The sequence below is a fragment of the Ornithinimicrobium cryptoxanthini genome (assembly GCF_023923205.1).
Classification (GTDB): domain Bacteria; phylum Actinomycetota; class Actinomycetes; order Actinomycetales; family Dermatophilaceae; genus Ornithinicoccus; species Ornithinicoccus cryptoxanthini.
This window is the reverse complement of the sequence record NZ_CP099490.1, coordinates 2,811,369-2,836,540: the sequence shown is the minus strand read 5'-3', so window position 1 is coordinate 2,836,540 and position 25,172 is coordinate 2,811,369. Positions and strand designations below refer to the sequence as shown.

General features: G+C 71.6%; 10 protein-coding genes. 3 read left to right on the top strand and 7 right to left on the bottom strand.

Going from position 1 to position 25,172, the window contains the following annotated elements:
- Positions 1 to 24: 24 nt before the first annotated feature.
- Positions 25 to 993, bottom strand: a complete 969-nt coding sequence (locus NF557_RS13060) for a ribokinase (RefSeq protein ID WP_252619961.1) — start codon at positions 991 to 993, stop codon at positions 25 to 27.
- Positions 993 to 2,006 (bottom strand): uridine-preferring nucleoside hydrolase UriH, encoded by a 1,014-nt coding sequence (uriH, locus tag NF557_RS13055; RefSeq protein ID WP_252619960.1) that lies wholly within the window; start codon positions 2,004 to 2,006, stop codon positions 993 to 995. The genes NF557_RS13060 and uriH overlap by 1 nt, the downstream gene beginning before the upstream one ends.
- Positions 2,007 to 2,142: 136 nt before the next feature.
- Between uriH and NF557_RS13050 the strand changes: the two genes are divergently transcribed.
- From NF557_RS13050 to NF557_RS13040, 3 genes are read left to right on the top strand one after another with little or no spacing between them, the layout of a single operon-like run.
- Entirely contained in the window at positions 2,143 to 2,844 is a 702-nt protein-coding gene (locus NF557_RS13050; RefSeq protein WP_252619959.1) for a sulfite exporter TauE/SafE family protein, read from the top strand.
- Positions 2,845 to 2,875: 31 nt separating this feature from the next.
- Positions 2,876 to 3,346, top strand: a complete 471-nt coding sequence (locus NF557_RS13045) for a hypothetical protein (RefSeq protein WP_252619958.1) — start codon at positions 2,876 to 2,878, stop codon at positions 3,344 to 3,346.
- Positions 3,347 to 3,357: 11 nt separating this feature from the next.
- Positions 3,358 to 4,572 (top strand): hypothetical protein, encoded by a 1,215-nt coding sequence (locus NF557_RS13040; protein ID WP_252619957.1) that lies wholly within the window; start codon positions 3,358 to 3,360, stop codon positions 4,570 to 4,572.
- 5 nt (positions 4,573 to 4,577) lie between these two features.
- On the opposite strand, the gene NF557_RS13035 is transcribed toward NF557_RS13040, so the two are convergent.
- Genes NF557_RS13035 through NF557_RS13015 form a run of 5 tightly spaced genes read right to left on the bottom strand, consistent with a single transcriptional unit; the run spans position 4,578 to position 25,170 of the window.
- Entirely contained in the window at positions 4,578 to 8,246 is a 3,669-nt protein-coding gene (locus NF557_RS13035) for a beta propeller repeat protein (RefSeq protein WP_252619956.1), read from the bottom strand.
- Between the two features lie 4 nt (positions 8,247 to 8,250).
- On the bottom strand, positions 8,251 to 12,165 hold the full coding sequence (locus tag NF557_RS13030; protein WP_252619955.1) for a hypothetical protein: 3,915 nt from the start codon (positions 12,163 to 12,165) through the stop codon (positions 8,251 to 8,253).
- A 2-nt stretch (positions 12,166 to 12,167) separates the two neighbouring features.
- Entirely contained in the window at positions 12,168 to 13,139 is a 972-nt protein-coding gene (locus NF557_RS13025) for a hypothetical protein (RefSeq protein WP_252619954.1), read from the bottom strand.
- Positions 13,136 to 15,301, bottom strand: coding sequence for a hypothetical protein (locus NF557_RS13020; RefSeq protein WP_252619953.1), 2,166 nt, complete (start codon positions 15,299 to 15,301; stop codon positions 13,136 to 13,138). Before NF557_RS13020 ends, NF557_RS13025 begins: the two co-directional genes overlap by 4 nt.
- Positions 15,298 to 25,170: a DUF6603 domain-containing protein gene (locus NF557_RS13015; protein ID WP_252619952.1), complete on the bottom strand. Its 9,873-nt coding sequence runs from the start codon at positions 25,168 to 25,170 to the stop codon at positions 15,298 to 15,300. Before NF557_RS13015 ends, NF557_RS13020 begins: the two co-directional genes overlap by 4 nt.
- Positions 25,171 to 25,172: the final 2 nt, after the last annotated feature.

The window sequence follows — 25,172 nt, the reverse complement described above, 5'->3', positions numbered from 1 at the left end:
GGACGGCGACCGTGTCGCGGGGGCCTAGGCGAAGGTGCCGGGTAGTTCCTGACCAGCGCGCGGATAGGAGGGCTGCGCACCACGGCGCTGCACGGCATAGGCGCCGACTCGGACCGCGTGGGCGGCGGCATCCTGCAGGTCGTCGCCCTCGAGCAGCCGCGCGGCCAGCGCGCCGGTGAAGGCGTCCCCCGCGCCGGTGCTGTCGACCGCGGTGACACGAGGGCTGGGCAGCCGGGTGACGCGAGAGCCGGACACCGGGGCGCGAGAGCCGGACACCTGGGAGGCGGGTTCGGCGCTGGCGACCACTGCTCCCTCCGCGCCGAGAGTGATGACCACTGACGGTGCCCCGGCCATCCGCAGGGCGCGAGCCATCGCCATTGGACCGCCGTCCTCGGGCGCCAGCCCGAACTCGGCCACCGCCAACTGCGCCTCGTGCTCGTTGAGCACCAGTGGATCAGCCGCCGTCAGCACGTCGTGCTCCAGTGCCAACCAGGGCGCCACGTTGAGCACCACGCGCAGACCAGCAGCGCCGGCTGCGCGGACCGCGGCCTCGGTCGACTTCGGGGGGAGCTCGCCCTGCATGAGCAGGATGTCATCCGAGCCCATGCGCTCGACGGCGCCGACGGCCTGCTCAGCGCTGACCTGGGCGTTGGCGCCGGGGATGACCACGATGGTGTTCTCCCCATCCTGCGAGACGGTGATGATCGCCAGTCCGGTCGGAGCCCCCGACACGGTGACGACGCGGTCGAGATCGACTCCGGCCGCTCGCATCCCCGCCAGCGCCAGCTCCGCGTCAGCGTCGTCACCGACGGCACCGACGAACTGCACGTTCGCGCCCTGCAGCGCCGCGGCCAGTGCCTGGTTCGCCCCCTTGCCACCGGCGGCGCGTGCGCCACCGGTGCCCAGCAGGGTCTCGCCGGGGAAGGGGTGACGCGGCACCGTCGCGAACAGGTCGACATTGCTCGACCCGATGACCAGCAACCGGGGACTCATCAGTCTCCCTTGAGGTGCGCGGCCGAGATGGTCTCGATGTGGCTCTTCGGCTCGCGAGCATGAGTCGTCTCTGCACTCAGGGTCGTGATCGCCTCAACGACCATCCCCCAGAAGCCGGCGTGATCCAAGTGTGTCGCGACCTGGTGACGACAGTCCGCGGCGGCGGGGCTGCGGAAGTCTGCGACCGTCATACCGACTGTGTGCTCACCGCGCAGCTCCACCGTCAGGGGCACCTTCCTCGTCTGCACGATCGCCGGGTCGATGAGATAGGCGATGGTGCAGGCATCGTGCACCGGCGGATCGGTGAAGCCCTGGTGCTCCCGATAGGTCGTGCGGAAGAACGCCATCAGCCCGATGAAGAACTCACCCAGCGGCGAGTCGGTCGCGCGCACCTGCTCCTCGACCTCGGCGGTCGCCAGCGCCTGGTGCGTCACGTCCAGACCAACCATGGTCAGCGGCCACGTCTCGACGAAGACGATGGCGGCGGCCTCAGGGTCGACCCAGATGTTGAACTCCGCGACCGGGGTCCAGTTGCCCACGTGATAGCCGCCGCCCATGACCACGACCTCGCGGACCCGCTCGACGATGCGCGGCTCCAGCCGTGCTGCCAGGGCCAGGTTGGTCAGCGGACCGGTCGCCACCAGCGTGATCGTGCCGGTCGGCGCGGCCAGGACGGTGTCGATGATGAATGCCACCGCGTGACTGTCCTCAGCGGGCCGGGTCGGGGTGGGCAGGTCGACACCGTCCAGGCCGGACTCGCCGTGGATGTCATCCGCAACCTCGATCCGGCGGACCAGTGGTCGACCCGAGCCGGGATGGACCGGCACGTCGTCTCGGCCGCACATCACCAGCACGCTCTGCGCGTTGCGGGTGACCTTCTCCAGCGTCTGGTTGCCGCCGACCGTGGTGATGCCGAGCAACTCGATCGTCGGGTTGCCCAGCGCGAGCATCATGGCCACGGCGTCGTCGTGACCCGGGTCGCAGTCCAGGATGATCTGGCGTGGCTTCGGCATGCTCGGCTCCCTCCAGGTGCAGGTCACTGGTCAGTATCTCGAACTGCTCGCCTGGTGACCATCATCGGCCGACAGCCATTGACGCGACCCCCCGGCAGCGGAAGAGTGAGCCCTGGGAGGAATCTTGGATCCGGTCGTGCTGACGCTCACCCTCGTGGCCACCGTCCTTGCCTTCGTCGTCTCGGCATCGGCCGGACTCGGCGGCTCGCTGGTCCTGGTGCCCGCCTATGCCCTGCTCCTGGGGACCAAGGAAGGGGTTGCCCTGGCTGCGCTCATGCTCGCGGGCAACAACGTCGCCAAGGTCATCGCCTATCGGCGCACGGTGCCCTGGGTGGCGGTGCTCGGGGTGGTGGTGGCGACGGTGGTCGGGTCCTTCATCGGTGCCCGGGCCCTGGTCCACGCGCCCGAGAGCGTGGTGGCGGGCGCGGTCATCGCCGTCATCGTGCTCACCTTCCTCATCGAGCTGCGTGGGCACCACCGCATCCTCAAGATCGGGGCGGTCGTCCCGGCCCTCGGCTCGGGTCTGACGTCCGGGTTCTCCGGCTCGTCAGGGCCGCTGAAGGGGATCGCGCTGCGCGCCCTGCGGCTCGATCGCATGCACCTCGTCGGTGCCGCGTCGCTCGTCTCACTCTTCGGCGACGCGACCAAGGTCGGTGTCTATGCCAACGGCGGCCTGCTGGCCGGTGACCAGTTCCGCCTTGCACTGTTCGCCATCCCGGTGATGGCGGGTTCGACCTGGCTCGGCCGCCGGATCAACAGCCGGCTGGGGGAGCGCGGCTACACCGTGCTGTTCTGGGGCGTCCTCAGTGGGTATGTCGTGCGCCTCGCTTTCACCTAGACCTCATCTCACTCCTCAGGAAGGCAGTCACATGGCAGCACGATCCAGACCCAAGGGTCGCCGGAGCCGGTCTCGCAGCGGCACTAGTGAACCGTCCGGAGCCGCGGTTCCCGAGCCACGCGTCCGACGGCGAGCTGCTGACGAGGCTCCCGACGACACGGAGCGGCGGCCCGACGCGCCCCCGCCGGCCGAGGTCGTCCATGTCATCCCCGAAGATCACCTCGACGTCGAGGACCTGAGCGGCATGGCACTGCCCGTCGGCATCGGGGACAGCGCCGACGCAGTGCGGCTGCCGGGCGACACCGTGCTCACCGTCCCCGACGCGTCGGACATCCCCACGCAGGAGGAGCTCGACGAGCGGGACGCGCGCAAGAGCACTCGGCGCAAACGGACTGGGCCGAGACCGGGTTCGCCCCCACCCGATCCCGATGCTCCGGCAGAGACGGCGCCGCCCCCCACGGAACCTGGACCTGCCGACCCCGACTCACGCGACCACGGCTGAGCGGTGTCGACATGGTCTCCATCACCGAGTCCCTCCGGCTGAACGACCTGGCGACCGGCACCCGCACCTCCACGATCAACGAGCCCAGCGTCGCGCACTCGACCAGGGCGATCCTGGTCACCGGCAACTGGTATGCCTCGTGGAGCCCGGACGCTGGCCGCACCTGGCAGCACCTCGACCCGTTCACGCTCTTCCCCGCCACCGGCGCCGGGTTCTGCTGCGACCAGCTGGTGCTCTATGTGCCGAAGGTCCGACTGTGGATCTGGCTGCTGCAGTACTCCGAGAACTCCAGCGGGGAAAACATCGTGCGACTAGCCGTGAGCCGCACCGGCGGTCTCGGCCCGTGGCAGTGGTGGGATCTGCGACCGACGGACCTGTCGTCGTCCTGGTCCGGGCAGTGGTTCGACTATCCCGACCTCGCGGTGAGCGACGACCACCTGTGGGTCAGCCTCAACCTCTTTGCCGGCAACAGGTGGACGCGGGCCGTCGTGGTCCGCTATCCGCTGGCGCAGCTCTCCCGCGCCCAGCCCGTCGACCGGCGGCACTGGTCGACGACGAGCGTGGGTTCGCTGCGCTTCACGGCCGGTGCGGAGTCCACGATGTGGTTCGCCGGGACCGTCGCGCACCGCCGTCAGCTGCGACTGCACCGCTGGGACGACGCGGACGACGACGTGACCAGCTGGGACGTGCCGGTGACCGCCTGGAACGACCGGGACTACACCTCGGCCTGTCCGGACGGGACCAACTGGCTGCTCCGCCAGGATGACCGCATCACCGGTGCCTGGCGCGCGGGCGGTCAGCTCGGGTTCCTCTGGGCGGCGGGACGAGCCGCCGGGCGGCCGCACCCGTTCATCCGGGGCGTGGTGCTCGACGAGGAGTCGCTCGAGCTGGTCCACGAGCCAGACCTGTGGAGCGAGCAGGGCGCCTGGGCCTATCCGGCCTCCGCGCCGCACCGGCGTGGTGCCGTCGGGCTCGCGGCCGTCTTTGGCGGGCCGACCGCCTTCCCGACCTTCACGGTCGGCACGTGGGACGAGACGGCGGCCCAGTGGCGGACAACCCCGGTGGCCGCCTCGACGCACAGCCCGCCGGACCAGTCCTGGGGTGACTACCTCACCGTGCGGCGACACATCCGGCGCTCCACGAGCTGGATCGCCTCCGGCTTCAGCCTCCAGGGTGGCTCAAGCCGGCGCCACATCGAGCCCGAGGTGGTCACCTTCCGCGCCTGACCCCCTCAGACGACCTGCACCAGCCGGACCGCGACGTGCGGCCACGAGCGCACGAGGTCGGTGAGGGTGGCCGCGCCACCAGGGGCAGGCTGCAGCCCGTTGTCCGCGAGCGAGGAGGAGAAGGCTGCGAGCACGATCAGCTTGCCTGCCAGCGGGGTCAGGTCGAGCGGGATCGGCATGGCTCGCGGGAGCCGGGCGTCGAGTCCGATGTCGAGGACGTTGCGCGAGGCCGGGGGAGAGGTGCGCACCACCGTCCAGCCGGGCGGTGCAGCAGTGGTGTCGCCGAAGAGCTCCGATGCCTCGTCCCACCAGTCGACGAAGTCCTGTGCGGGCTCGGTCAGCGGGTTGCTCGCAGCGGTCACCTCCTTCCACAGCAGCCCCGCATAGCTCGTGCGGTCCGTCGTCGGCTCGGAGGCCCGGTGGTGGAGCAGCACCTCCACCACGCTGGGCTGGGCCGGGACGCTCCACAGACCTGCGAACGCCGTCGTGGGGACGATGCACTCCATGATGTCGACCTCGGTCGCCAGCAGGTCTGGGCTGAGCGCGGTCTGCCACGGCGGTCGGAAGACCGCGAGGTCGTCGGCCGCGTCGGTGGAGCGCACGAGGCGATGGTTGTCCAGCCTCAACCGGGTGTTCCCGACCACGGCCTCCCACAGCGCCCTGGTGATCGTGCGCCCGCCTGACATCCCACGGGCCTGCCGGTCACGCTGGATGAGGTCGCGGAAGGCGTCGGTCCACTGCCCGTCGGCGCGCACACTGGGATACCACCATCGGAACGCCGTCTGGAAGGTCCAGGTGTTGAAGACGCCGGCATTGGCCTCCGTCAGCGCCCTGTTAGGTGAACCGACCCGCACCTGTGGGAAGGGCGGAGCCGCTGGGACCGGCCACGCGGGGCGGACGCCGATGTCGGGACTGCTGGCCGGGGACAGTGCCGTCGCGCTGGCCCTCGGGTCCTGGGCGGGCAGCGGCCCACGACGGTCGTCGAAGCTGTGGCAGCGCACATAGGTCACGACTGGCGTGTCCGCCGCCAGGTCGGTCTCCCACACCCCCCTTGACTGTATGGCGGCACGCAGGAGCCGCGGACCTGCGCCACCTGCGGGGTCGGTCCAGATCGAGAGGTCCTGGACGGTCGCCTCCGGCAGTCCGTTGGCGAAGTGGTCCCAGTCGTGACCGCCGGCCGCGTCGGTGCTGGTCCCACGCCATACGCCCGTGGCGGTCCCGACATAGACCGTGGCGGTGGCACCTGGGTCGACGGCCACGCTGTAGGCCGGGTCCAGGGGTCCCAGCGGCGCCGACCCCAGCTCGGTGCGCAGGCCTGTCGCGTGGAAGGTCCCCGTGGTGGCGTTGAAGAAGTAGGCGGTGTCCGGGGTGGCTGCGTTGAGGTCTCCGGTGGTGGTGACATAGAAGTCCCTGGATCCTGGGACTGCGGCGATCTCGGTGAGGTCGACCCCCACCGGCAGGCTGGCCGGGGGAGAGCCCGGGTCCAGCAGCCACTCGGTGCTCCACCGTCCCGCGCTGACCTCGGTCTGGCGCAGGATGCCGTGCGCATAGATGACGACGAGCTCGTCGGGGGCGATCCAGGCCAGTGAGACGACGCGGCCGAACGCCCCGCCGGGCACGGTCCCGAACGTGGCGGGCGGCTTGTTGGACGCCGCGTGGGGGTTGCGCGCCACCCTTGTCGTCCCGGCCGGCTCGGTGGCGGGCACCACGGGCAGGATGACCCACTGGGTGGGACTGCCGGAGGCGATGTTGTCGGCGACATAGACCCGGTCGGTGCCGAGCGCGAGCCGGCTGGTGTCCGGGGCCGGAGCCGCCCCGGGACGGCGCACGACCGCGCAGTTGGCATAGAACTCCGCGCGCGTATGGCTGTTTTCGGGGTGGTTGGTGATCGCTTCGCTCGGCCTGTGCTGCGTGTTGGTGAGCGGGTCTCGGAAGCTCACGTGCGTGCTCCGCCAGTAGCCATAGATGTATTGCGCGGCAAGGACATCCGGTGCGGTAGGGGCAAAAGCGAGGCCGCCGCCGTCGCCGACGTGGATGACCTCCCACACGGTGTCCCCCGTGCGCACGGCGGTGCCGTTGTCCTGCAGGCCGGTCGCCACGAAGTGCGAGGCGACCGGGTGGTGGTCCAGGAAGCCGGTCTCGCTCACCGACAGGCCGCTGTTGACCGCCGCGAACGAGTTGACCCGGCCGTTCTCCGTCGAGACATAGACCCCGCCGTCGCAGGCAACCCACACGGGCCGCGGGGTGGACGCGGGGCCCGGCAGGGCGATGGCGTGGACGTCAGCATGGACGTTGTTGCCCACCAGCCCAGCCCGGTCGGCACCCGCAGCCGGTGGTGCGCCGCGGTCGGAGACCCCGGGCCGAGGCCGGAGAGCGCCGTCCACGACATCCATCGCCCACAAGGACGCCGACCACTGCGCGCTGGGCCGCGGCTGCACCGTGTTGCCGCCGAGATAGATCCGGTCCGTGCCGTCAAAGGCCTCCGCGGCGATGGCCTGGTCATAGTCCCGCGCCGCGGCAGAGTCCCAGACCCTCGGCACGCGGGTGAGTCGGGTGGCGGTCGGGACGGCGGCGGTCAGGTCCGGGATGCGCCGCACGGCCGGGCGCGCGACGTGTCCGTAGAGCACATAGGCCCTGTTGTCCTCGGCGATGCTGATCGAGCACCGACCCTCGACCGGCACCCCGGGGCGGTGCATGGTCGGCACCGGTGTGAAAGACGCCCCGTCGTCGTCGGAGAGCTCGAGGCCCTGGCCGTCGACGAGCACGATGATGCGCGTTCCTCCGGCCGTCTCGATCCACACCACGTCGGTGACCTGGGTGCCGGCCGCGATTCCGGCGACCCGTGACCATTCGAAGCCGTCGCGCTCCTCGAGCGCGGGGAACGGTGGGTTTGCCACGGCCGCCGGGAGCGTGCGCCGGACCCCGAGGAACAGCCCGTCGCTCGTCGCTGCGAGCACCTCGTCGCGGGTCGCCGGGGCAACGGTCCCAGAAGTGCGGCCGGGGCGACGCGCCAGACGGAAGATGCCTTCCCCCTCGAGCAGGTCGATGCCAGTGTCCGGCTCCCACGGGTTGTCGCTGTCGTCGAAGAACGCCGGTCCCAGTGCGGTGAGGACGCCGACACCGCCGACGCGTCCCGCCCCGCTGCTGGTGCTGCCGGGCGACAGCTCACCGGTGCCCACCATGACGAAGTCATTGATCCGCGACGGGCCGAAGTCGACGAGCAGGGACCCGCACACGAAGACGGAGGTGTTGCCCCCGGCCCGCCGGTTGCCCCCGGCCCAGGTCCCGATCGGAGCCCAGGTCGCCCCGGCGTCGTCGGTGTGCCACAGCCCGCCCTTGGCGCTCGCGGCATAGGCCCGCTCGCCGTCCTCGGACACCGCGAGGTCGCGGATGCGTCCCACGACGTGCGGCCGGTCCACCGCCTGGCCGCGGCGGATGACCGACGGCCCGATCGGCACCCACCGGCCGGTGTTGCTGCCTGCCTCCGCCCGGGCAGCCGGACCACGAGCCGGTCGCTCGTCGAGGTGGTGCTCGAGGGCGGCGTGCAGCGCCAGCGGGGCGACACCGCCCTCCCGGACGGCGTTGTATGCCGTGCGGTCCCGGGAGCGTCCTCGCTTCACGACCCGGGCGGCAGCCCGCTCAGTCGCGGGTGTGGGGGCAGGTGGTCGCGGCATGTCCTCACTCCTCGGTGGGCTCAGGGGTGACGCGGATCCAGCCCTCCTGCGCCTCGTGCGGCAGTCGCGGCAGGTAGGCCGCCGCGGTCGCCGCGACGATGGGGTCGTCACGCCAGGTCAGTGGTCCCGTCCGGCGCGTGAAGACCTGGTCGGGTCCGAGGCTGGCGACGAGAGGGAGCTTGATCTCGGCCGGGTCCACGAGGAGTGGCCCCACCCGCATCGAGGGGCTGAGCCGGCTCAGTCCGGGCGTGACCCACTCGTCGGCGAGACCGAGCGCCTTGCGGGGCAGGATGCCCGAGGTGAGGTGCACCCGCCCACCCGGCACCATCACGATCGTCAGGCGCACCACCTGCCCGATCGCGACGAGCAGGGTGTCCTCCGGGTGGATGTAGGGATGCTCGATCGGGGAGACCTCGGGGGTGACCGTTGCCCCGAGCAGGCCGAGGTGGCCTCGGTGTCGGCGGCTCTCGCGGGCCACCTGGGCGACGACCTTGTCGACCACGTGGAAGCGCGAGTAGTCGTCATCGACGAAGAACCCGATCGTCGCGTCGTCGGAGCGTCCTAGCTCGCCCAGCCGCACCGGGAAGCGGTGCCGGCGCAGGGCCTCGAAGGCGGCGCGGCGCTCACCGGGTCCGCCGGGGGCGGTGACCTTCACCTCACCGAGGTCGCTGGGAGCATCGAGCCGCAGCGTCGCACGCACGATCGCGAGGGGGCGACCGACCAGGCCGGCGATCGTCGGGGAGCCGAGCGCGGCATAGGTGTCGACGCTCCACAGCGTGGAGTCGATCACGCCGAGGAAGGCCGACAGCGCCGTGTGCTCACGCTCGGTCGACCCTGCCTCGGTGCGGGCCTCGATGTCAGCCTGCACCAGCCCGGCGGCGAGGCGGCCGGCCAGCTGGGCGTGGGCCGGGGTGGAGGGGTCCAGCGGTCCGGCGCTCGGCGGGACCGGCCTGCCCGGGGCTGGCTCCCAGAGGACGGCGTTGGTGACCCCGTCGTGGCCGATCTGTCCCAGCGGGTGCCCGTCCCGGTCGAAGACCTCGCACGCCTCGTCGATGTGGTCGGGGAGCAGGAACCCGCTGATCGGGTTCACGCTCAGGTCTGGGCGCACCTGGTCGACCCAGGCCTCGGTGGCCGTGACCGGGTCCGCGGTGATCGGGTGTGCTGGGTCCACGAGCCGGAACAGCCACCGTGCCCCGTGCTGGAGCCGGGGGGTGACCTGGATGCTCGAGCCCGCACCCGGCACCTCCAGGGCCGAGGTCGTCGCCAGATCCGTGACGTCGACCGGCAGCACCCGCCCGAAGGTGTCGACCAGGCGCAGGTCGGTGACGGTGAGGGTGCCGCCGAACAGGGGGACTGCCCGCTCCGACGCCTCCGGGAGGCCGTCCTCGTCCGGCGCGGACTTCTGGCGGACGACGAAGCCGCGATAGGCGATGCCGAGCAGCTGCTCGCGCACCCCGTCGAGCGAGGCGCTGGCCACCCCGAGCGGGCCGAGCATCGTGGCAAGCTCCGCGAGCGCCTTCTCGTCGGGGTCGCTCAGCTGCGAGGCGCCGGGCTGCTCATCCCGCTTCTCCTCATCCTTGAGCCAGTCGCCAATCGACTCTGCCAGCTTCTTGCCGACGCCGGTGTTGAGGGGGGCGCGGCCCCGCAGGACGCGGGTGACCGTGGCGCTCTGCGGGGCTGCGCCCTGCGGTGCCGGGGCGGGCTCCAGGTCCGTCGGGCCCAGCTGCCAGCCGTCCAGGTCGTCGCGTCCCTCGAGCAGGACCTCCCACTCGACGAACAGCGGACACCACGGCTGGGCCCAGGTGGTCAGCGCCACCGGCGACGGCGCCATGCCATCGAGCAGTGAGTGGGCGCTCAGGGCGGAGGCGAGCTGGGCACGGACCGGGTCCCTGCGCGCCTGGTGCGACTCCCAGACCGGCGAGCCGCTCGCCCGGGGCCGAGTGCCAGTCGCGGCCTTCGTCAGGGCTGAGACGCCCGTCCCGTCATAGGTCGCGTCGGTGCCATAGAGCCGCAGCAGCTCGCCCGCAAGACGGACCTTGACCGCCTTCTCGGCGGCCACCCGCTGGTCGCCGACCGAGGCGAGCCAGGTGGCGTCATAACCGTTGAGCAGCACCATCTCCCGGGCGAGCGGCAGGACCTCGTTCGGCACCGCGCCGCTACCGAGGGTGGGCAGCACATGTTGACCCTCGACGATGCCGGTGAGGGCGGTGACGATGTCACCAGGACGGCGGCAGACCAGTCGTTCGCTGGCGTCGTGCGAGCCGTCGTGGTGGTGCCGACCGCCGGGTCGCACGCCGCGCAGCCCGAGCAGGGGAGCCGCCGGACGGAAGATGCGCGGCGCCGCCTTGATGACCTCCCGCGAGGCCGGGTCCTCGCTGGCACCCCTGTTGATCACCGACCCCTTGGAGGGTGGGGGCTGCGGCTTCCGCTCCCGCTGCTCCTGGTCCCGCCGCTCCTCGTCGCGCTGCTCCTTGCCCCGCAGCCCCCTTACCCCGCCCGTGAAGGCGATCCTGGGTGACTTCGCCACCTGGCGGGCGCCTCGTCCCTTGCGGCCCACGGTGAGCGGGTTTGTCGGCAGGGCGTCCTCAGCGCGCAGCCGGTCAGGTTTCAGGCCGGGCAGTGGTGGTCCGGGCACGGAACCGAAGGTCTCGGTGTGCTCGTGCTCGTCGAGGTCGAACAGGCCGTCGGGTGAGCCGATGCGGGCCAGCAGACCCGAGGTGAAGGCGGCCATCAGATGCTCGGCCGCACTCCGTGACGAGGTCGACGACGAGAGCCCTTCGGCGGCCAGGGCTGCGGCGACGTCATCCAGGTCGAGGCCGATGGCTCCGGTGACGGACGAGCTTGCTGGGCGGTGGTCGCGACCCGAGACCGTGCCGTCGACGGGCACCCCCAGGACCGCCCCGTGCAGCAGGGTGCGATAGGACGGCGCGCGGCGCCCGAAGACGGTCTTGGCGACGCGCCCCACCTGCACCAGGCCGGAGGGCGCAAGACCTTCGTGGTGGAGCACCTGCACGCCGGTGGAGGTGACCGTCTCAATCGTCCCCTCGGTGGGGGCTTTCTGCCCGGCCCGGGACTCGGCGCGCCGGGTGGCCGGGTCAACGCCCTCCTCGTCACTGTCGGGGCCGTCCCGGGTCACAATCCAGCCGAGGCCCGAAGTGACCTCCTCCAGCGTGTGCTGCCAGCCGATGCCGTTGAGCGGGTCCACGTCGTCGGCGGCATACCACCCTGCGACCAGATAGCAGGCCCTGGACGAGAGCAGGGTGCCCGCCTCGCGGACGGCGGCCAGGTCCCCGAGGTCATCGTGGAAGGTGAAGCGGCCCTGCGCTCCGGCATACGTCCCCGTCCAGAGCAGTGACCGGCGCGCGGCGGCGTCGAGCGGGTCGAGGACCTCAGGCTCGCTGGTTGGGCCTGTGCCCGTGGTGCCCCCACCGACCACGGTGCCGGTGCTGGCGACTGTGCCCCCGGCATACGACTCGAGCGGAGCGACCCCCGCGGTTGCCGCGTCGATCACCCAGCCACGCTGGTGGACCGTCGACTCACCCTGCCGCGAGAGGGTCCGGACCACGACCCAGCGGTCGGGCAGGCGGGGGAAGTCGGGCAGCGTCGAGTCTTCAGCGGCGCGCCCGCTGAGCAGACTGTCCGGCAGCGCCCAGTGCAGGTGGACCCCGGCGCTCAGGGAGGTCAGGTCGGCAAACGGCTCCGGGTCCTTCAGGACCCCGCCCACGGGTGTGACCTGTTCACCGTCCGCGGTAGCCACGAAGGCCTGCACATCGACGGGCACGAGCACCCGTCGCTCGCGGTTCAGCTCCTTGTCCCAGGTCGCCAGGGTGGGCAGGTCGGTGCCTGTCGTGGCCAGGTAGGCCCACCGCTTGGAGTAGGCCGTGACCGAGAGGATCTCGCTGCTGACGTACCTGGCCATCGCTACTGCCCCCCGAAGGTGAGGAAGTGCTGGGCCAGCACCTCGTAGGGCACCACCGGGGTGAAGACCGAGGCGATCGGGGTGCGTCGGGTCTCGCCCCACACCTGCCGGAAGGGGTAGCGCACCAGCTGGAGGGCATACTCCGCGCTGTCCATCTCGTTGCCGCCCGTGGCTGGACCGCGCAGGCGGTCCTCCAGCCGCTGGATGTCGACGACACCGCTGGTCCGGTCTCCGGACCGGAACGGCACCTCGACCGGGTGCACCCCCTCGAGATCGTCACCCGACTCCGCCGAACGTGGTGGCAGGGAGGCGCTGATCTGCCCAGGGGGCCCGGAGGCGTCGAACCCGAACTGCACGCCCTGGCGCGGCTCCTCCATGTGCACGACCGACGGGATCCCGTCAAAGAGACAGAACAGCACGGCCGGGGCCAGACGCTCCAGACGCAGCAGCCGCATCCGCTCGGGCTCGTCCTCGGTGAACTGCGCGTCGACGGCCCCGTCCGGCTCCATCGCAAAGGCACGCACGTGCATGCCCGGATAGCCCGCGATGACCTGTGAGCGCATCACGAACCCGCTGATGGCGTCCACTTGGCCACCGAAGCGCTCCGAACCTGCTCGGCGCCGGGCGTTGCGCTCCTCGGTGTCGAGCTCCTCCCGGATGGCCGGGTAGGCGTTGGTGAGCTGGACCCGGTCGTCGGAGTTGACCGTGCCGACGCTCAGCGCACCCTGGACCAGCGCGTCGGTCCACCGGCGGTCGAGATAGAACCAGCGGATCGACTCCGGTGGGAGCAGCTCGGCGTCGGCGATGAGGTTGGCGAAGGGGACCCCCTCGAGGAGGCGGAGCCGGCCGAGCCAGCTGCGCACGTCGGCCGGGACGGAGCTCTCCGCGTCGTCCTGGTCGACGATGGTGGCGGCCGCGGCTGTGCCGGCATACTGCAATGGCATCTGCGCATAGAAGACCTGGGCCTTGATCATGACTCGTCTCCCGATCGGGTGGGTGAGCGCCTGAGGTCGGTGCCAGAGGGCCCTGCGTCGGTGAGGTCGGTGTCGGAGGTTCTGGTGTCGGTGAGGTCATCGAGTGCGTCGCGCGGCCGGATGTCCTGCGGGCCGATCACGCGACCGCCGCGCCCGACCCGGCCCACCATCACTTCGCCGAGGTCGAGCAGCTGCGTGTCGATGAGGTCGAGGTCGAAGCCGCCCCAGGCGACCCCGCCCCCGATCCAGTCGTGCACGACCTCGGCTCCGAGGGTGCTCGCCGCGAACTTGGTGACCGAGGCGTCCAGGACGCCGTGCAGAGCCTCGGAGATGAGTCCGTTGGTCACGCGGGTGCCGAGGTCGCTCACCTGCCAGACGTCCTGCCCCTTGACGACCTCGAGCACCACCCCGGGGCTCAGGCTGAGGTCCGCGTCGACCGCGAGTCCGGTCGCGAGTGCCTCGGGCAGCGTCGCGGTCAGCGACAGCTCCTCGAGGACCCGCATGTCGGTGCCGGCGGGCTGCAGATCGAGGGGCGGACCGATGATCTCCATCGGGTCGGCGACGATCGGCCTGGTGATGAACAGGCCGAGCTCGTGGGGCAGATCCCGCAGGGTGGCGAGGAGGTCGAGGTCGAGACCCAGGTCGACCGTCGCCTGCAGCACCGAGCGTCCGCGGGCCAGCTGAAAGCGGTGTTGGCGCCACCGCAGCAGCGCGTCGACGAACGATGGATGGGCCAGCGCCATGAGCCGCCCGATCTCGAAGGCGGTCGCCAGAGAGAGATCCTCGCGACCGTCGGGCACGACGATGCGCAGTTGGTCGGACGCGTGGGCCAGCGGGAGGCGTGGTGCCGTGGTGTCGGTGGGGTGCGGGCTGAGCGGGCCGCGATACCAGGACGTGGTCAGGTCGCCGTGCCGGGTGCGGTGCGGGAGCTCGACGTGACCGGTCTCGACGACCGTCAGCGGTTGGCGTCCCTCGGGCGCGGGTCCCGTGGAGGGCGTGCCGACCAGGCCCGAGTCGAGGTTGGTCATGAGGGACTCGAAGGTGGTGTCACCCACCGACGTGAAGCTCCAGTGGGCGAGGACGGGGTAGCGGAACATCGGGTCGATCAGAGCGCCCACGTCGTGGTGGGCGAAGTCCGTGGCCATGACCTGGGACACGGTGGCGGAGTCGAGGATGTGGTCGGTGGGCCACCCGCCGCTGCCGGAGTAGGCCGTGGTCGTGGCATCGGGGGCCAGGATCGCCTGTTCATAGGACTGGGCGTGAGCCACCGCGCGGGGTTGGACCTGACCGCCGGGGTCGAGCGCCAGGGACAGCCCGGTGAGCCCGCCGACGACGTCGATCGGGCCGGCCGGGTTGACGCCTCCGTGCATGATCACCTGGTCCATCACCGCTGGTGCGTGCGCGACCTGCAGCACGGTGATCAGGTCGGAGGTCCATGAATCCGGGGGTGGTGCCTCTGGCAGGAGCGAGTCGAGCTGACCCTCCAGGCTGATCAGCGCGGCGAGGTACTTCACGGGTGCCTTGCGCCCGTCTGTGCCACGGGCGGCGAGGGGGAGCCGGTTGGCCACGACGACCGCGACGACCCCGTCATCGTCCCCCATCATCAGCTCGGTGTCACTGATGTCGACCTCGCGCACGTGGGCGAGGAGGGGCACGTCCTTGCGCGTGGGCAGGACGGAGTTGATGACGGAGCGTCGGACGGCGAGGTAGTTGCCGGTGGAGACGTCGGCCGCACCCGGCAGCGTGATGCCGGGTGTCACACACTCGGCTACCGACTTGTTGAGCTCCAGTGTCGCCTCACCTTCGGCGATGACGACGAGCGCCAGCCACGGAGTCTTGGCTGAGGTGCCCGGCGCGACGTCCCTCTCCCAGGGCAGGGTGCGTCGTTTGATGACGATCTGCGGCAGGCGTGAGCCGAAGGCGCCCTGCGACCCGGCCGGTGGAAAGGTCGACAGGATCTGGTCCGGCGGGAGCTGGTAGCGCGGCGAGGTCACCTCGACGTAGGTCCTGAGGTCGTCCACCGGCAGCTGGCCGCTGTCTCGGGTGGCGCCACCGACCTCCTTGGCCTCCATGGTCTGGCTCGTGCGGAACCGGTAGGAGCCGGCCGTCAGGTGTGGCCTCATCGACGGGTACAGGCGGAAGTGGCCCTCGGGAAGCGTCATGGCGTCCTCCTCGCATCCAGCCAGCCCACGGCGACCTGGCCCTCGACTGCGATGACCCGGGAGATCACGCCTGGGAGGCCGGCCTCGGCGATCTGTGCCGCGAGGTCTTCGGGGGTGTCGTCCGCGCCAACGACGCCGACGAGTGACCAGGCAGGTCCGTTGGTCACCGTCACACCGACGCCGGACGTCTGCTCGTCCGGCACCACGGGATAGACCAGGACACTGACCCCGCCGAGGGCGACGAGGATCGGTGGCCGGTCGACGCCGTCGTCGCCGGCGACCGTCGCGCCGGACAGCCTCAGGTCTGTCTCTGGCGGCACGTCGGCCGGCACCGTGTCGTCCGGGCTGCTCCCGCCGGAACGGGTCAGTGCGATCGCCACCGTGCGCACGGGGCGGGTGAACCGGGTGAGGACCTCTCGCGCACCGCCGGTCAGCGTGTGGGCCGGCTGCCAGGCGGCCCCCTGACCCTCCTGCGCCGCGAGGCCGTCGACGCTGAGGGCACAGCCCGCGGCCAGCCCGACGCGGCCGCCGACGCGCGCGATCCGCGACCCGTCGTGCCAGCCAGCGAAGCCGAGCTCGGGGTCGATGTCGCCACCGGCGTGGACGGCGATCAGCGTCGCCCCAGATGGCACGGGGACGGACTGGTCCGCGCGCCGCGCGTCGACCTCGACATCGGTAACGATCGAGCGTCCGGTCAGGGCCAGGACGCGTGCCGTCCCGGCGATGGTGAGGTGGGGGCGCCGGTCGGGGTCGCCGTCATAGCGTGCGTCGAGCGACTCGAGGATGATGACGTCGCCACCGGCGATGGACTGGGCCAGCTCGGCGTTGCGCGAGGAGGCGGCGCGGCTGAGCCGTCGGGCCCGTTCGGCCCGCGGCACGAGGCCGGCGCCGGGCCCCAGGCCCGTGACGAGACCCTGCAGGTCGGGCGCCGCGAGGCGGCTCCCGGTGCTGACGTGTCCGGTGGACGCCGCGGTGGTGCGTGGCACAAAGGTCGTCGCAGCCAGGGTTGCCCCAGCCCTGGTCACCGAGGGGCTGGACCGGGTGAGCGCGATCGGGAGCCGCGTGGACAGTCGGCTCTGCACCGAGACGGTGCTCGGTGCCGGACGACGCTTGAGCCGACCGTCCGCGACCGTCGTGCCGGCCGGGCGACGGACGGCCAGGTCGCCGGACTCGAGGAGGCCCACGACGATCGGCCGGCGCGGCTTGCGCTTCGGGGTCGCGGCGACAGGGAGCCTGGATCGCTCGCCGTCGGCACCGTTGTCGGCGACGAGCCCGTCGGTGAGAGTGCCAAACATCGGCGGCGCGGACCGGTCCGCGGCGAAGGATGCCCTAGCCACCGCGCTGTGCTGCTCGTGCCCGTGCTCAAAGAGAATGGTCTGGGCTTGGGTGAGCGCCTCGCTGGCGTTGACCGGCAGGGGGGCCTCCAGCGTCCGGCCGAGGTTGACCATCGACGCGCGGGAGGTGCGGGTTGCCTGCAGGGGCAGCGGTCGTTGCTTGCACTCGACCTTGTAGTAGTCCATCGGCGGACCAGGGGTCGACGCGATGATGCCGGCGACGAGGGTCACCTGGTGGGCGGCGACGACGACCTCGTGGTTCGGCAGCCTGGTGTTTGACGCGGAGGCATGCGGGGCCCCGAACACTCCGAGCGGGAACGACTCGGTCGCATACGATGCCGGCCCGTTGCCGTTGAGACCGGCTGCGAGGGGGCCGAGCTTGCTGTCGTGGGCGGTCCAGCCACCGCTTCCCGTCTTGCGCTCAAGGCGGATTCTGAGGGTCGGGGTGAGATCTCGTAGCCCCATGGGTGCCAGGCCCAAGGACGTCGTCGACCCGGCGAGGGTGGGGGCGACCGGCAGCGGGGAAGCAGTGCCGATGGTCAGTGCCGTGGCTGGGATGGAGGACGTGAAGGTGATCTCGAACTCGGCAAACACGCGGTAGGGCAGCGTGGCCGAACCGTCGGCGCTCGGCGCCCCGGTCTCACCCTTGGTCGACGTGGGCAGCGTGCCGCGGCCCGTGATTGCGCTCAGTGCCCGGGCTGTGTTGCCACTGCCGCGCTCGAGGTATTTTTCGACGAAAGGCACCCAGGCGAGGGTCTCGGGCTCGACTCGGCGGTTGCTGCCAAACCGGATCGGCACCGTCGCCGGCCCGATCTCGAAGGTGACCTTGCCCGCGAAGTCCGGCCCCCAGACGTGGATCTCGGCACTGATCGTGATGCTCAGGCTGAGCGTGGTGAGCCAGAGGTCGATGTGGATGCCTGCGGAGATGCTGGCCCGGACCTTCACATCGAAGGAGAACGGGTCGAAGTAGACGATGCCGTCGGCGCTGAAGGTGACCTTGGCCCAGACCCAGCCGAGGTCAAGGCTGGCCTCGACGGACTGACCTGCCATCAGCGCCTCGGAGGTGAGCGCGAAGTAGGACTCGCCCTTGATGACGAGGGAGTCGCTGATCCGCCAGACCAGCCCGAGGCGGGGCACGTCGGGATAGCCCTCGACGTGGAAGGTCGGGTGGTAGCCGCCCATCGTGAGCACGAACTGCCCGGCCAGTGGCCCTTTCCACCAGATCGCGAAGGCGAAGCCACCGGTGAGGCGGATCTCGGGATAGAGCAGCCACGAGTTGTCCGTGAGCTGGGCACGGATCATGAACACGCCGTCGCTCAGCGAGAAGCGGACCACGATCGCCAGCTCGATCGACACCAGGGCGGCACCCGGCCGGGGCAGGGCCATCCGCGCGAGACCGAAGAGGTTGATGTCGAGCCCGCTGCTGCCGAAGGAGACCGCCACCACGGCGATGCCGTCGATCAGGGCGAAGGAGGTGAACGAGATCCCGCCGGCGAACCAGAAGTTGCCCACCTGGTGCGGGAAGTAGTGGCTCAGCTCGTGCAGCGCCTCCATCGGTTCACGCTGCGGCGCGGCGGGGTTGAGAGCGGCGATGAACGGATAGCTGCCGAACTGGGAGAGGTCGTCCGGCACCCGCAGGCCGCGGTTGATGCCGAGGCCGCCGGCGATGCCGGTGAGGAAGAACGCCGGTGGTCCGCCGATAGGGCCGTTGACACCGCCGAAGACGAAGAACGAGGCGTGCTCGCCATCGTGGGTGAAGCCACCAAAGACCGACAGGCCGTATGCCGCGAAGCGGCCGACCAGCATGCCCACGTAGGACGTGCTTGAGCCCTGTTTGATCTTGAGCAGGCCGCCAGAGAGACTGACGCCGGCCATGTCGGCACTGACGGCCAGCCCCATCAGGTCGACGGACCAGCTCGAGATGGCGAGCACGTCGCCGCCCTCCCAGGACAGAGCCAGCTCGTCGACTGCCGCGGTGAGCCCGAAGAGGTCGAGCTGGCCGGTGAAGAGCAGGCTGATCTTGGTGACCTGGCCGTTGTTCTCGACCGAGTCGAAACCGATGCGGTCGACATACAACGGACCGAGCTGACGCTCGATCACGACCCACCACGGCCCGGGCGGGTCCCCGGCCCGCAGCGAGATGGCGAGGTCCTGACCCGGTGGCTTCTGGACCGCGAGGGAGGGCGAGAAGGTGGGTCGGGCGCTCTCGCTCGCGGCACCGACGTCGTTCATGATGCCGTTGGCCACCGGGTTGGTCCCGCCACCGCCACCGGGCGCGACGGACAGCCCTTCGAGGACGAGCTGGGCGCCTCCGCCGACGCCGGCGGCGCTCGCCTCGCCATAGACCCGCACCGCGATGCCGTCGAGGGAGACCGAGCCGAGGTCCAGCAACGGCTGTCCGCTCGCGGTGAAGCGCACGCCGAGACCGCCGACGATGACGCCGGGCACCAGCTGGAGCGAGGTGGCGGTTCCCTCGAGGAGGAGGATCGACAGTCCCGGCTGCACCTCCGGCACGATCCAGCGCGAGTTGCACTCCAGCGCGACGGTGAGGGACCCCTCGACGAGGGTGAGCTCCTCGCCGTCGGGCAGGCTGAGTCGCAGGCCGAGGTGCTGTCGGTCATCGGTGGTCGCGACGGCCGTCAGGCCGATCTCGAGCGTGTCCTCGATCTTGACCGAGACCGGGGTCCCGACAGTTGCGCAGTTCCACACCAGCGTGTAGAGCCGGTCCAAAAGCGTTTCGGGGTGGATGAGCGCCTCGACGAGACCGGGATCGATGGCGGCCGACCCGCCGGTGAACACGACGTCCTGGAGCCTGGCGGTCACCTCGGTGGTGAGCACCGACGCGAGCTGCTCGGCGAGCACGCCGGACGCGATGTTGACGGCCAGTCCGAGCGCGCGGGTGGCGATCGTGGCCGGGTCGGTGATCGGTGCGCCAGAGGACACCGCCACGATCTGAGGCGGGGTGGCGTCGAGGACCCAGCGGACCTCGACGCTCTCGGTGCCTGTCGCGCTGGTCGCCAGACCCACCCCGACCATGCGATCGAAGCTGCCGCTGCCCACCCCTGCGCGGATGGTCACGAGGGGGAAGAGCAGCACGGACCCGAGATCCACGGTGACCGGCCCGACGCTGATCTCGACGCTGACCCCGGCGGCGCCGATGCAGATCTGCGTGATCTCCAGGACGCCGGCCCCGTCGAGGTCAACCGTGGCACCGAGGCGGACCTGTCGCGTCGGCCCGTCGAGCTCGAGGTAGGCCGTGGTCCCGTAGGCGATGCGGGTCGCCGTCCCGACCGGCGTCGCGGTGATCTCGTCTGAGCCGAGGGCGGTCGCGATGCTCGCGAGCAGGTGCGCCGTGAGGTCGGGTAGCCGCGCGAGCAGGCGTGCTCCCGGGTCGGCCGCGAAGGCCGAGACCTGCGCCGGGGCGAGGGCATGGTCTGTGCCGGCCGGGTCGGCGACCAGACCCAGACCGAGGGCCAGGTGGTCGGCCACGGTGCCGACCTGCTGGATGCTCGAGTCCCCGGTCCCGCGGCGGGCGATGAGCTCGTTGAGGGCGACGACAACCGCGGCCTGGGCTGCTGCGCCGGCGATCTCGAGGCCCCCACCCAGGCCCGGCCCGACGGGATAGATGGCTAGTGCGCTGGCCGGACCCGGGCGGGTCAGGTCCAGGGCGACGGGGGCTGTCGTGGACGTCCCGACCCGCAGCGCGAGACCATAGCCATCGACGCTGCCGGATGCGGTGGCGAGCGCGTGGACCTTGCCCGACGTGTCGATGCGCAGGCCGCCGGCCAGGGTGAGGTCGACCGCGGCGGTGTCGACCGTGGTGTCCAGGTCCACCTCGACGAGCAGCTCGAGGCGGCCGGCCACCAGCGCATAGGAGAGCCTGACCTCGTCGGTGATCGGCCAGCCGGACCCGGTGCGACCCGGGACGACGAGGTCTGCGAGCGCCTCCAGGATGCTCAGGGCCGTCCCGAGCGGGTCAGGACGCCGGCGCAGATAGCCGATGGGGTCGATGAGCACCGCGACCGGCACGCCGAGCCGGTCCAGCACGGGGTCGAGCAGGCCCAGCTGGGTCAGGACCTCGTCCAGGACGGCGGCCCTGGCTCGCGACAGTGCGCCGCGCAGCCCGTTGAGCAGGGCCTGGCAGAAGACGGCGGGGCTGAAGGCGAGGAGCGCCTCAGTGACGTCGGCGACGATGAGCGTGGGATAGACGGGCACGGTCCGTGGTCCGGACGCCCCGGGGATCGTGAGGGTGACTGAGGGACCGGCCGGTCCCAGCTCGGCGTCGAGCCGCACGCCGTCGTGTGGCTCGAGCGAACCAATGCTGAGCTGGGCGCTCGTGCCGGTGCCGTTCGTCGCACCGCCGAGGCCGCTCCCACCGGTCAGCTCGCGTGCCGGCACCGTGACGCTGGCCGTGACCGCCGCCGCCCCGGGGACCTCGACGGTCGCCGCGGCGCTGACCGTGCCTGTCGCCAGGTCGATGTCGACGCTCGCGTCGGCGGAGCCGAGGCGCAGGGTGGTCGGGGTCGGCCCCACTGGTGTGCCGAGCACCGTGCACAGGTGGCCGACGACAGTGGCGGGGTCGAGCTGCAGCGGCGTGCTCAGGAACGCCCTCGTGTCGAAGAGCAGGCGGTCCAGCCCCGTCGGGTCGAGTCCGCCCTCGCGGAAGAGGCCGTAGTCGGTGAGCAGCGCCGAGAGGGAGGGTGCCTCGGCGTGGATCCGGGTGGCGACGGCGCTGAGGATGAGCTTGACCTCGGGCAGCGCCAGCGTCGCCTCGGGGTCGAGGCCGTCGGCGCGCACCACCCAGCGCTCGCGGGAGGCGGTGTAGGCGTGCGCCTCGTGCAGGACGAGCTCACAGGTCGGCTCGGAGCCGTCGAGTGGGTCGCGCAGGGCGATCTCCACCCAGCGCACCTCGAGGTCTCGCTGGGTCGCCCCCGGCCCACCCAGGAGCCACCCGTCGGTGACCGCGAGACGGATCGCGGTGGTGAGGACGCGCTCTGAGCGCACCCGTGGGTCCGCGCGCTGGACCGACAGCAGGGAGAGGTCGGCGCGCACGCCGAGACTGATCGGACCGACGGCGACGTCGACAGCAGGCAGGCCGAGGCCGGCGTGCAGCTGCTCGACCGGTTCGGGTGCCGTGCTGGACCCGATCCGCTCGTCCACGGCCTGCGCCATCAGGGCACCGAGCTGCTCCACGACATCGGACGTGGTGAGCGAGCCGGTGATGGCATGGACCGTGAGACCAGGCCGGATGACCTCGGCCGCGGCGTTGGGCAGGTCGGCCACGAGGCGCTCCTGCCGTAGCCGACGCAGCAGCCCGAACGATCGCTGGAGTGGACCGCTGAAGTGGGCGAGCTGGTCGTCGGGGAGCTCGGGCAGATCGCTGCCGGCGAGGGCGTTGAGGAAGGTGAGAGCGTTGCCGCCGTGCCCGACAAAGGTTGCCGTCGGGACCGCGGTCCACGGACTCCCGACCGTGGCGACGGCGCCGACGACGGCGGTGAGCGCCGGCCGTGCAGCCGCGCGCAGGGCGGCTGCCCCCGGGCCACCGTGGGCCACGAGGGTGACCGCACCGGTGCGTTCGCGGAGCACCTCGGCGATCCGGTCTGCTTGTGCCGCAATGCCATCTGTGCCAGGGCCAGAGGCCGTCACGGCCGGGACGAGGACGAACCACGGGCCGGACGCGACGGTGGGCAGCGCTGGCACGGTGCCGCCGGTGGCGTCGATCCGCTGGGACTCCGGGTGCCCCTGCCACCAGCCGAGGTCTGTCGTGAGGTGCACGCGGTCTGCCGGAGCCGGTCCCATGCCGGTCCAGGGCAGCAGGTCGAGGACGCTCGCCGCGCGCGCTTCCGCGTGGCCATAGCCGGCCAGCACGGCAGAGGTGACCCCATCGGGCAGCCCAGAGCCGGCGGCGACCAGACCGTCGGTCCCGCTGGACCGGGTGATGAGCGCGTCAAGGCCGCTGTCCAGGGAGGGTCGGGCGGTCAGCAGGTCGGCGAGCTCGGGCAGGTCCCGGGCCACGGTCTCGAGCGCGGCGACGAAGCCGGCGCCGCTCGGGTCGGGGCCGGGCTCGAAGCCGCTGGTGCCACCCCACTCGCTCGGGCGCGGGCACGGCGGCTCGGTCCAGACCGCGAGCCCGGGCAGCGAGGGGTGCCCGCCGACCGGAGCCCGATAGGGCGCACCGCGGCGGCCCAGGCCGAAGGGGACAGACGCCTGCCCGGCGGAGAACAGGGTGGCGATCGCGCTCAGGGTGGTGTGCAGGTGCGTGCACTCCAGCGCCAGGTCGGCCGCCCAGTCCTCCAGGGCGGCGACTGGGTCGTCGAGCAGGGCGCTGATCGTGAGGCGGGGACCGGTGCCCGCCCACCCGAGGAGGTGCACGAACGGGTGGATCGCGCTGAGCTCGGGGGCCAGGAGCAGCCGCCCCAGCGCCAGCTCGACACCGTCCCAGTCGCTGGTGAGCGTCAGGGTGCCGTCCGGTGCGCGGACGGGCATCGGCAGCGGCAGCGTGGTCGGCCCCGCAACGTCTGACCAGGTGAGTGAGACGTCGCCGCTCGGGGTGAGGAGCAGCCCGGCCGCTGGGGTCCACGTGACCTCCAGCCCGACGGCTGCGACATCGAGGTCGGCGACCATCAGAGGGAGATGGAGCGGGTCGGGACCGACGGGCGCGACCTGCACGCCGCCGCTGAACCCGGTGACGAACGCGGCTGACCCGGTGTCGAGATCGACCCGCAGCAGGTCCGTGACCACGGAGGCGGAGACCGCGACGTCACCCAGCGCGGTGTCGGTCAGGGTGTGGGTGGGCCGTGCCGAGACGGACACGGTCAGGACGTTCTCGACATACCTCACGGCGAGCGCCACGGCCACGCTCGGGTGCAGGGGCAGCAGCCACGGGTCCTCGGCCGTCCCGTCACCGGTAATGCTGGTCGGGGTGCCGAGGAGTAGGTGAGCGAGGTCCGAGAGCAGCTCCCTGGCAGCCGCCGGGGCGGCCAGCACCTCGCGCCAGTAGGCGGCCATCGCGGTGAGCGGGTCGGCGAGCAGGGCGGGGACCGAGACCGGGTCGACCCCGGTGGGCGGGTCGGTGCCGAGCGCGGTGGCAAGCAGTGCCCCGGCCGGACCGAGGTCGTCGAGGAGGTTGGTGAGCAGGTCGGCCACCACGTCGTCGACGGCGGCGAGCGCGGCATCGGGGGAGGAGAGGTCGAGGACGTCGTGGTGGGTGGCGTTGGAGGTGCCGGCCGCGAGGTCGACGTCGTGCAGGGTGAGCCGAGGCGTCGGGTGGCGCTGCTCGTCGATGCCCACGCCCACCCGCACGGAACGGATGCGCACGGGTCCGGTGGCGAGGAGCTTGGGGGCTGGAGCCTCCGCGCCGAACACCGCAGAGAGGTCGAGGGCGGGCAGCGCGACGACGGCGCCGGTCGCGGTCTCGGCCCGGAACAGGTCGGCGCTGACGGCGACGACGGCTCCGGGTGAGGCCTCGAGGTCGAGTCGGAGCCACGGGATGAGGACCAGGTGACCGTCCGCCCCAGGGGTGACTCGCATCCCGAGCAGCAGGTCGGCGTCGCCGATCGAGAACGCGACGGCGTCGTCGGCGGGGCGTGCGCTGCCGCCGGTGAGGAGGGCTAGCTGGCCGAGCCAGGCGTCGAGCGCGTCGTTGTCGGCCAGGATCCCGGAGATCCAGTCGGTGATCGCGGCGACCCCACGCTGTGGCAGGTCAGCGAGAGGGAAAGCTGGCACGTTGGGGATGTCCCGCAGCCCGAGCAGCCCACTGAGGGCGGCGGCGATCCGCAGACCGGCATCGTTGGTGTCCAGCGCGGCGAGCTGGCTGCGGAGCAGGCCGACGGCGAAGGTGAAGACGTCCTCGCCCAGGTCGTCGAGGCTGTCGAGGTCAAGGGTCGGGCTGGAGGGTGCGGTGGTTCCGGGGATCTGCAGGTCCCGCAGGGTGAGGGTGAACCCGACGTCGCTCACGCCGTCGGTGGGCACCTCGATGCCCGCGCGCAGGCCGCGCAGGAATGCCTCGCCGGGGGTGGGCGCGTCGTCGGTGAAGGTGGCGTCGACCTCGATGGCCACCCGTCCTGCCTCGCGGCCGAGCAGCAGCCAGCTGGGCAGACTCGTGGCGCTGTCGCTCGGCAGGGTCGCGGTGTCTCGGGGCACGCGGAAGAGCGGGGCGTGGAGTCGCGTGGTGACGCGGGGGCTGAGGTCCCCGCTGGAGTGGGCGACACCGATGCCGACCTGGACTGCGCCGGTGACCGGGGTGAGCACGGCATAGATGGTCAGCTCGGGGTCGGGGTTGCGGAAGAGCGGCAGCCAGGTGGTCTCCTCCCGTTGGTCGGCCTCCGGCGGACCAAGGACCTCGTCAACGAACTGGACGAGCGCCTCGCGCTGGTCGTCGTTGGCCAGGATCGTCTTGAGGCCGGTGGGGTTCTCAGTGGTGCCGCCCACGGGGTCCTGGAACCACTCCGCGTTTGCGCCGCCGCTGCTGGTGGTGATGCCGAGCGCCCGGGTGAGCTGGGCGAAGGACTCGAGATCCGACTCGGCGACCGTCATTC

What these genes read in the sequence shown, in the direction of transcription:
- NF557_RS13040 (WP_252619957.1), top strand. Translation starts at nt 3,358, where the DNA reads ATGGTCTCCATCACCGAGTCCCTCCGGCTGAACGACCTGGCGACCGGC.
- NF557_RS13035 (WP_252619956.1), bottom strand. Translation starts at nt 8,246, where the DNA reads ATGCCGCGACCACCTGCCCCCACACCCGCGACTGAGCGGGCTGCCGCC.
- NF557_RS13020 (WP_252619953.1), bottom strand. Translation starts at nt 15,301, where the DNA reads ATGACGCTTCCCGAGGGCCACTTCCGCCTGTACCCGTCGATGAGGCCA.
- NF557_RS13060 (WP_252619961.1), bottom strand. Translation starts at nt 993, where the DNA reads ATGAGTCCCCGGTTGCTGGTCATCGGGTCGAGCAATGTCGACCTGTTC.
- NF557_RS13015 (WP_252619952.1), bottom strand. Translation starts at nt 25,170, where the DNA reads ATGACGGTCGCCGAGTCGGATCTCGAGTCCTTCGCCCAGCTCACCCGG.
- uriH (WP_252619960.1), bottom strand. Translation starts at nt 2,006, where the DNA reads ATGCCGAAGCCACGCCAGATCATCCTGGACTGCGACCCGGGTCACGAC.
- NF557_RS13025 (WP_252619954.1), bottom strand. Translation starts at nt 13,139, where the DNA reads ATGATCAAGGCCCAGGTCTTCTATGCGCAGATGCCATTGCAGTATGCC.
- NF557_RS13045 (WP_252619958.1), top strand. Translation starts at nt 2,876, where the DNA reads ATGGCAGCACGATCCAGACCCAAGGGTCGCCGGAGCCGGTCTCGCAGC.
- NF557_RS13030 (WP_252619955.1), bottom strand. Translation starts at nt 12,165, where the DNA reads ATGGCCAGGTACGTCAGCAGCGAGATCCTCTCGGTCACGGCCTACTCC.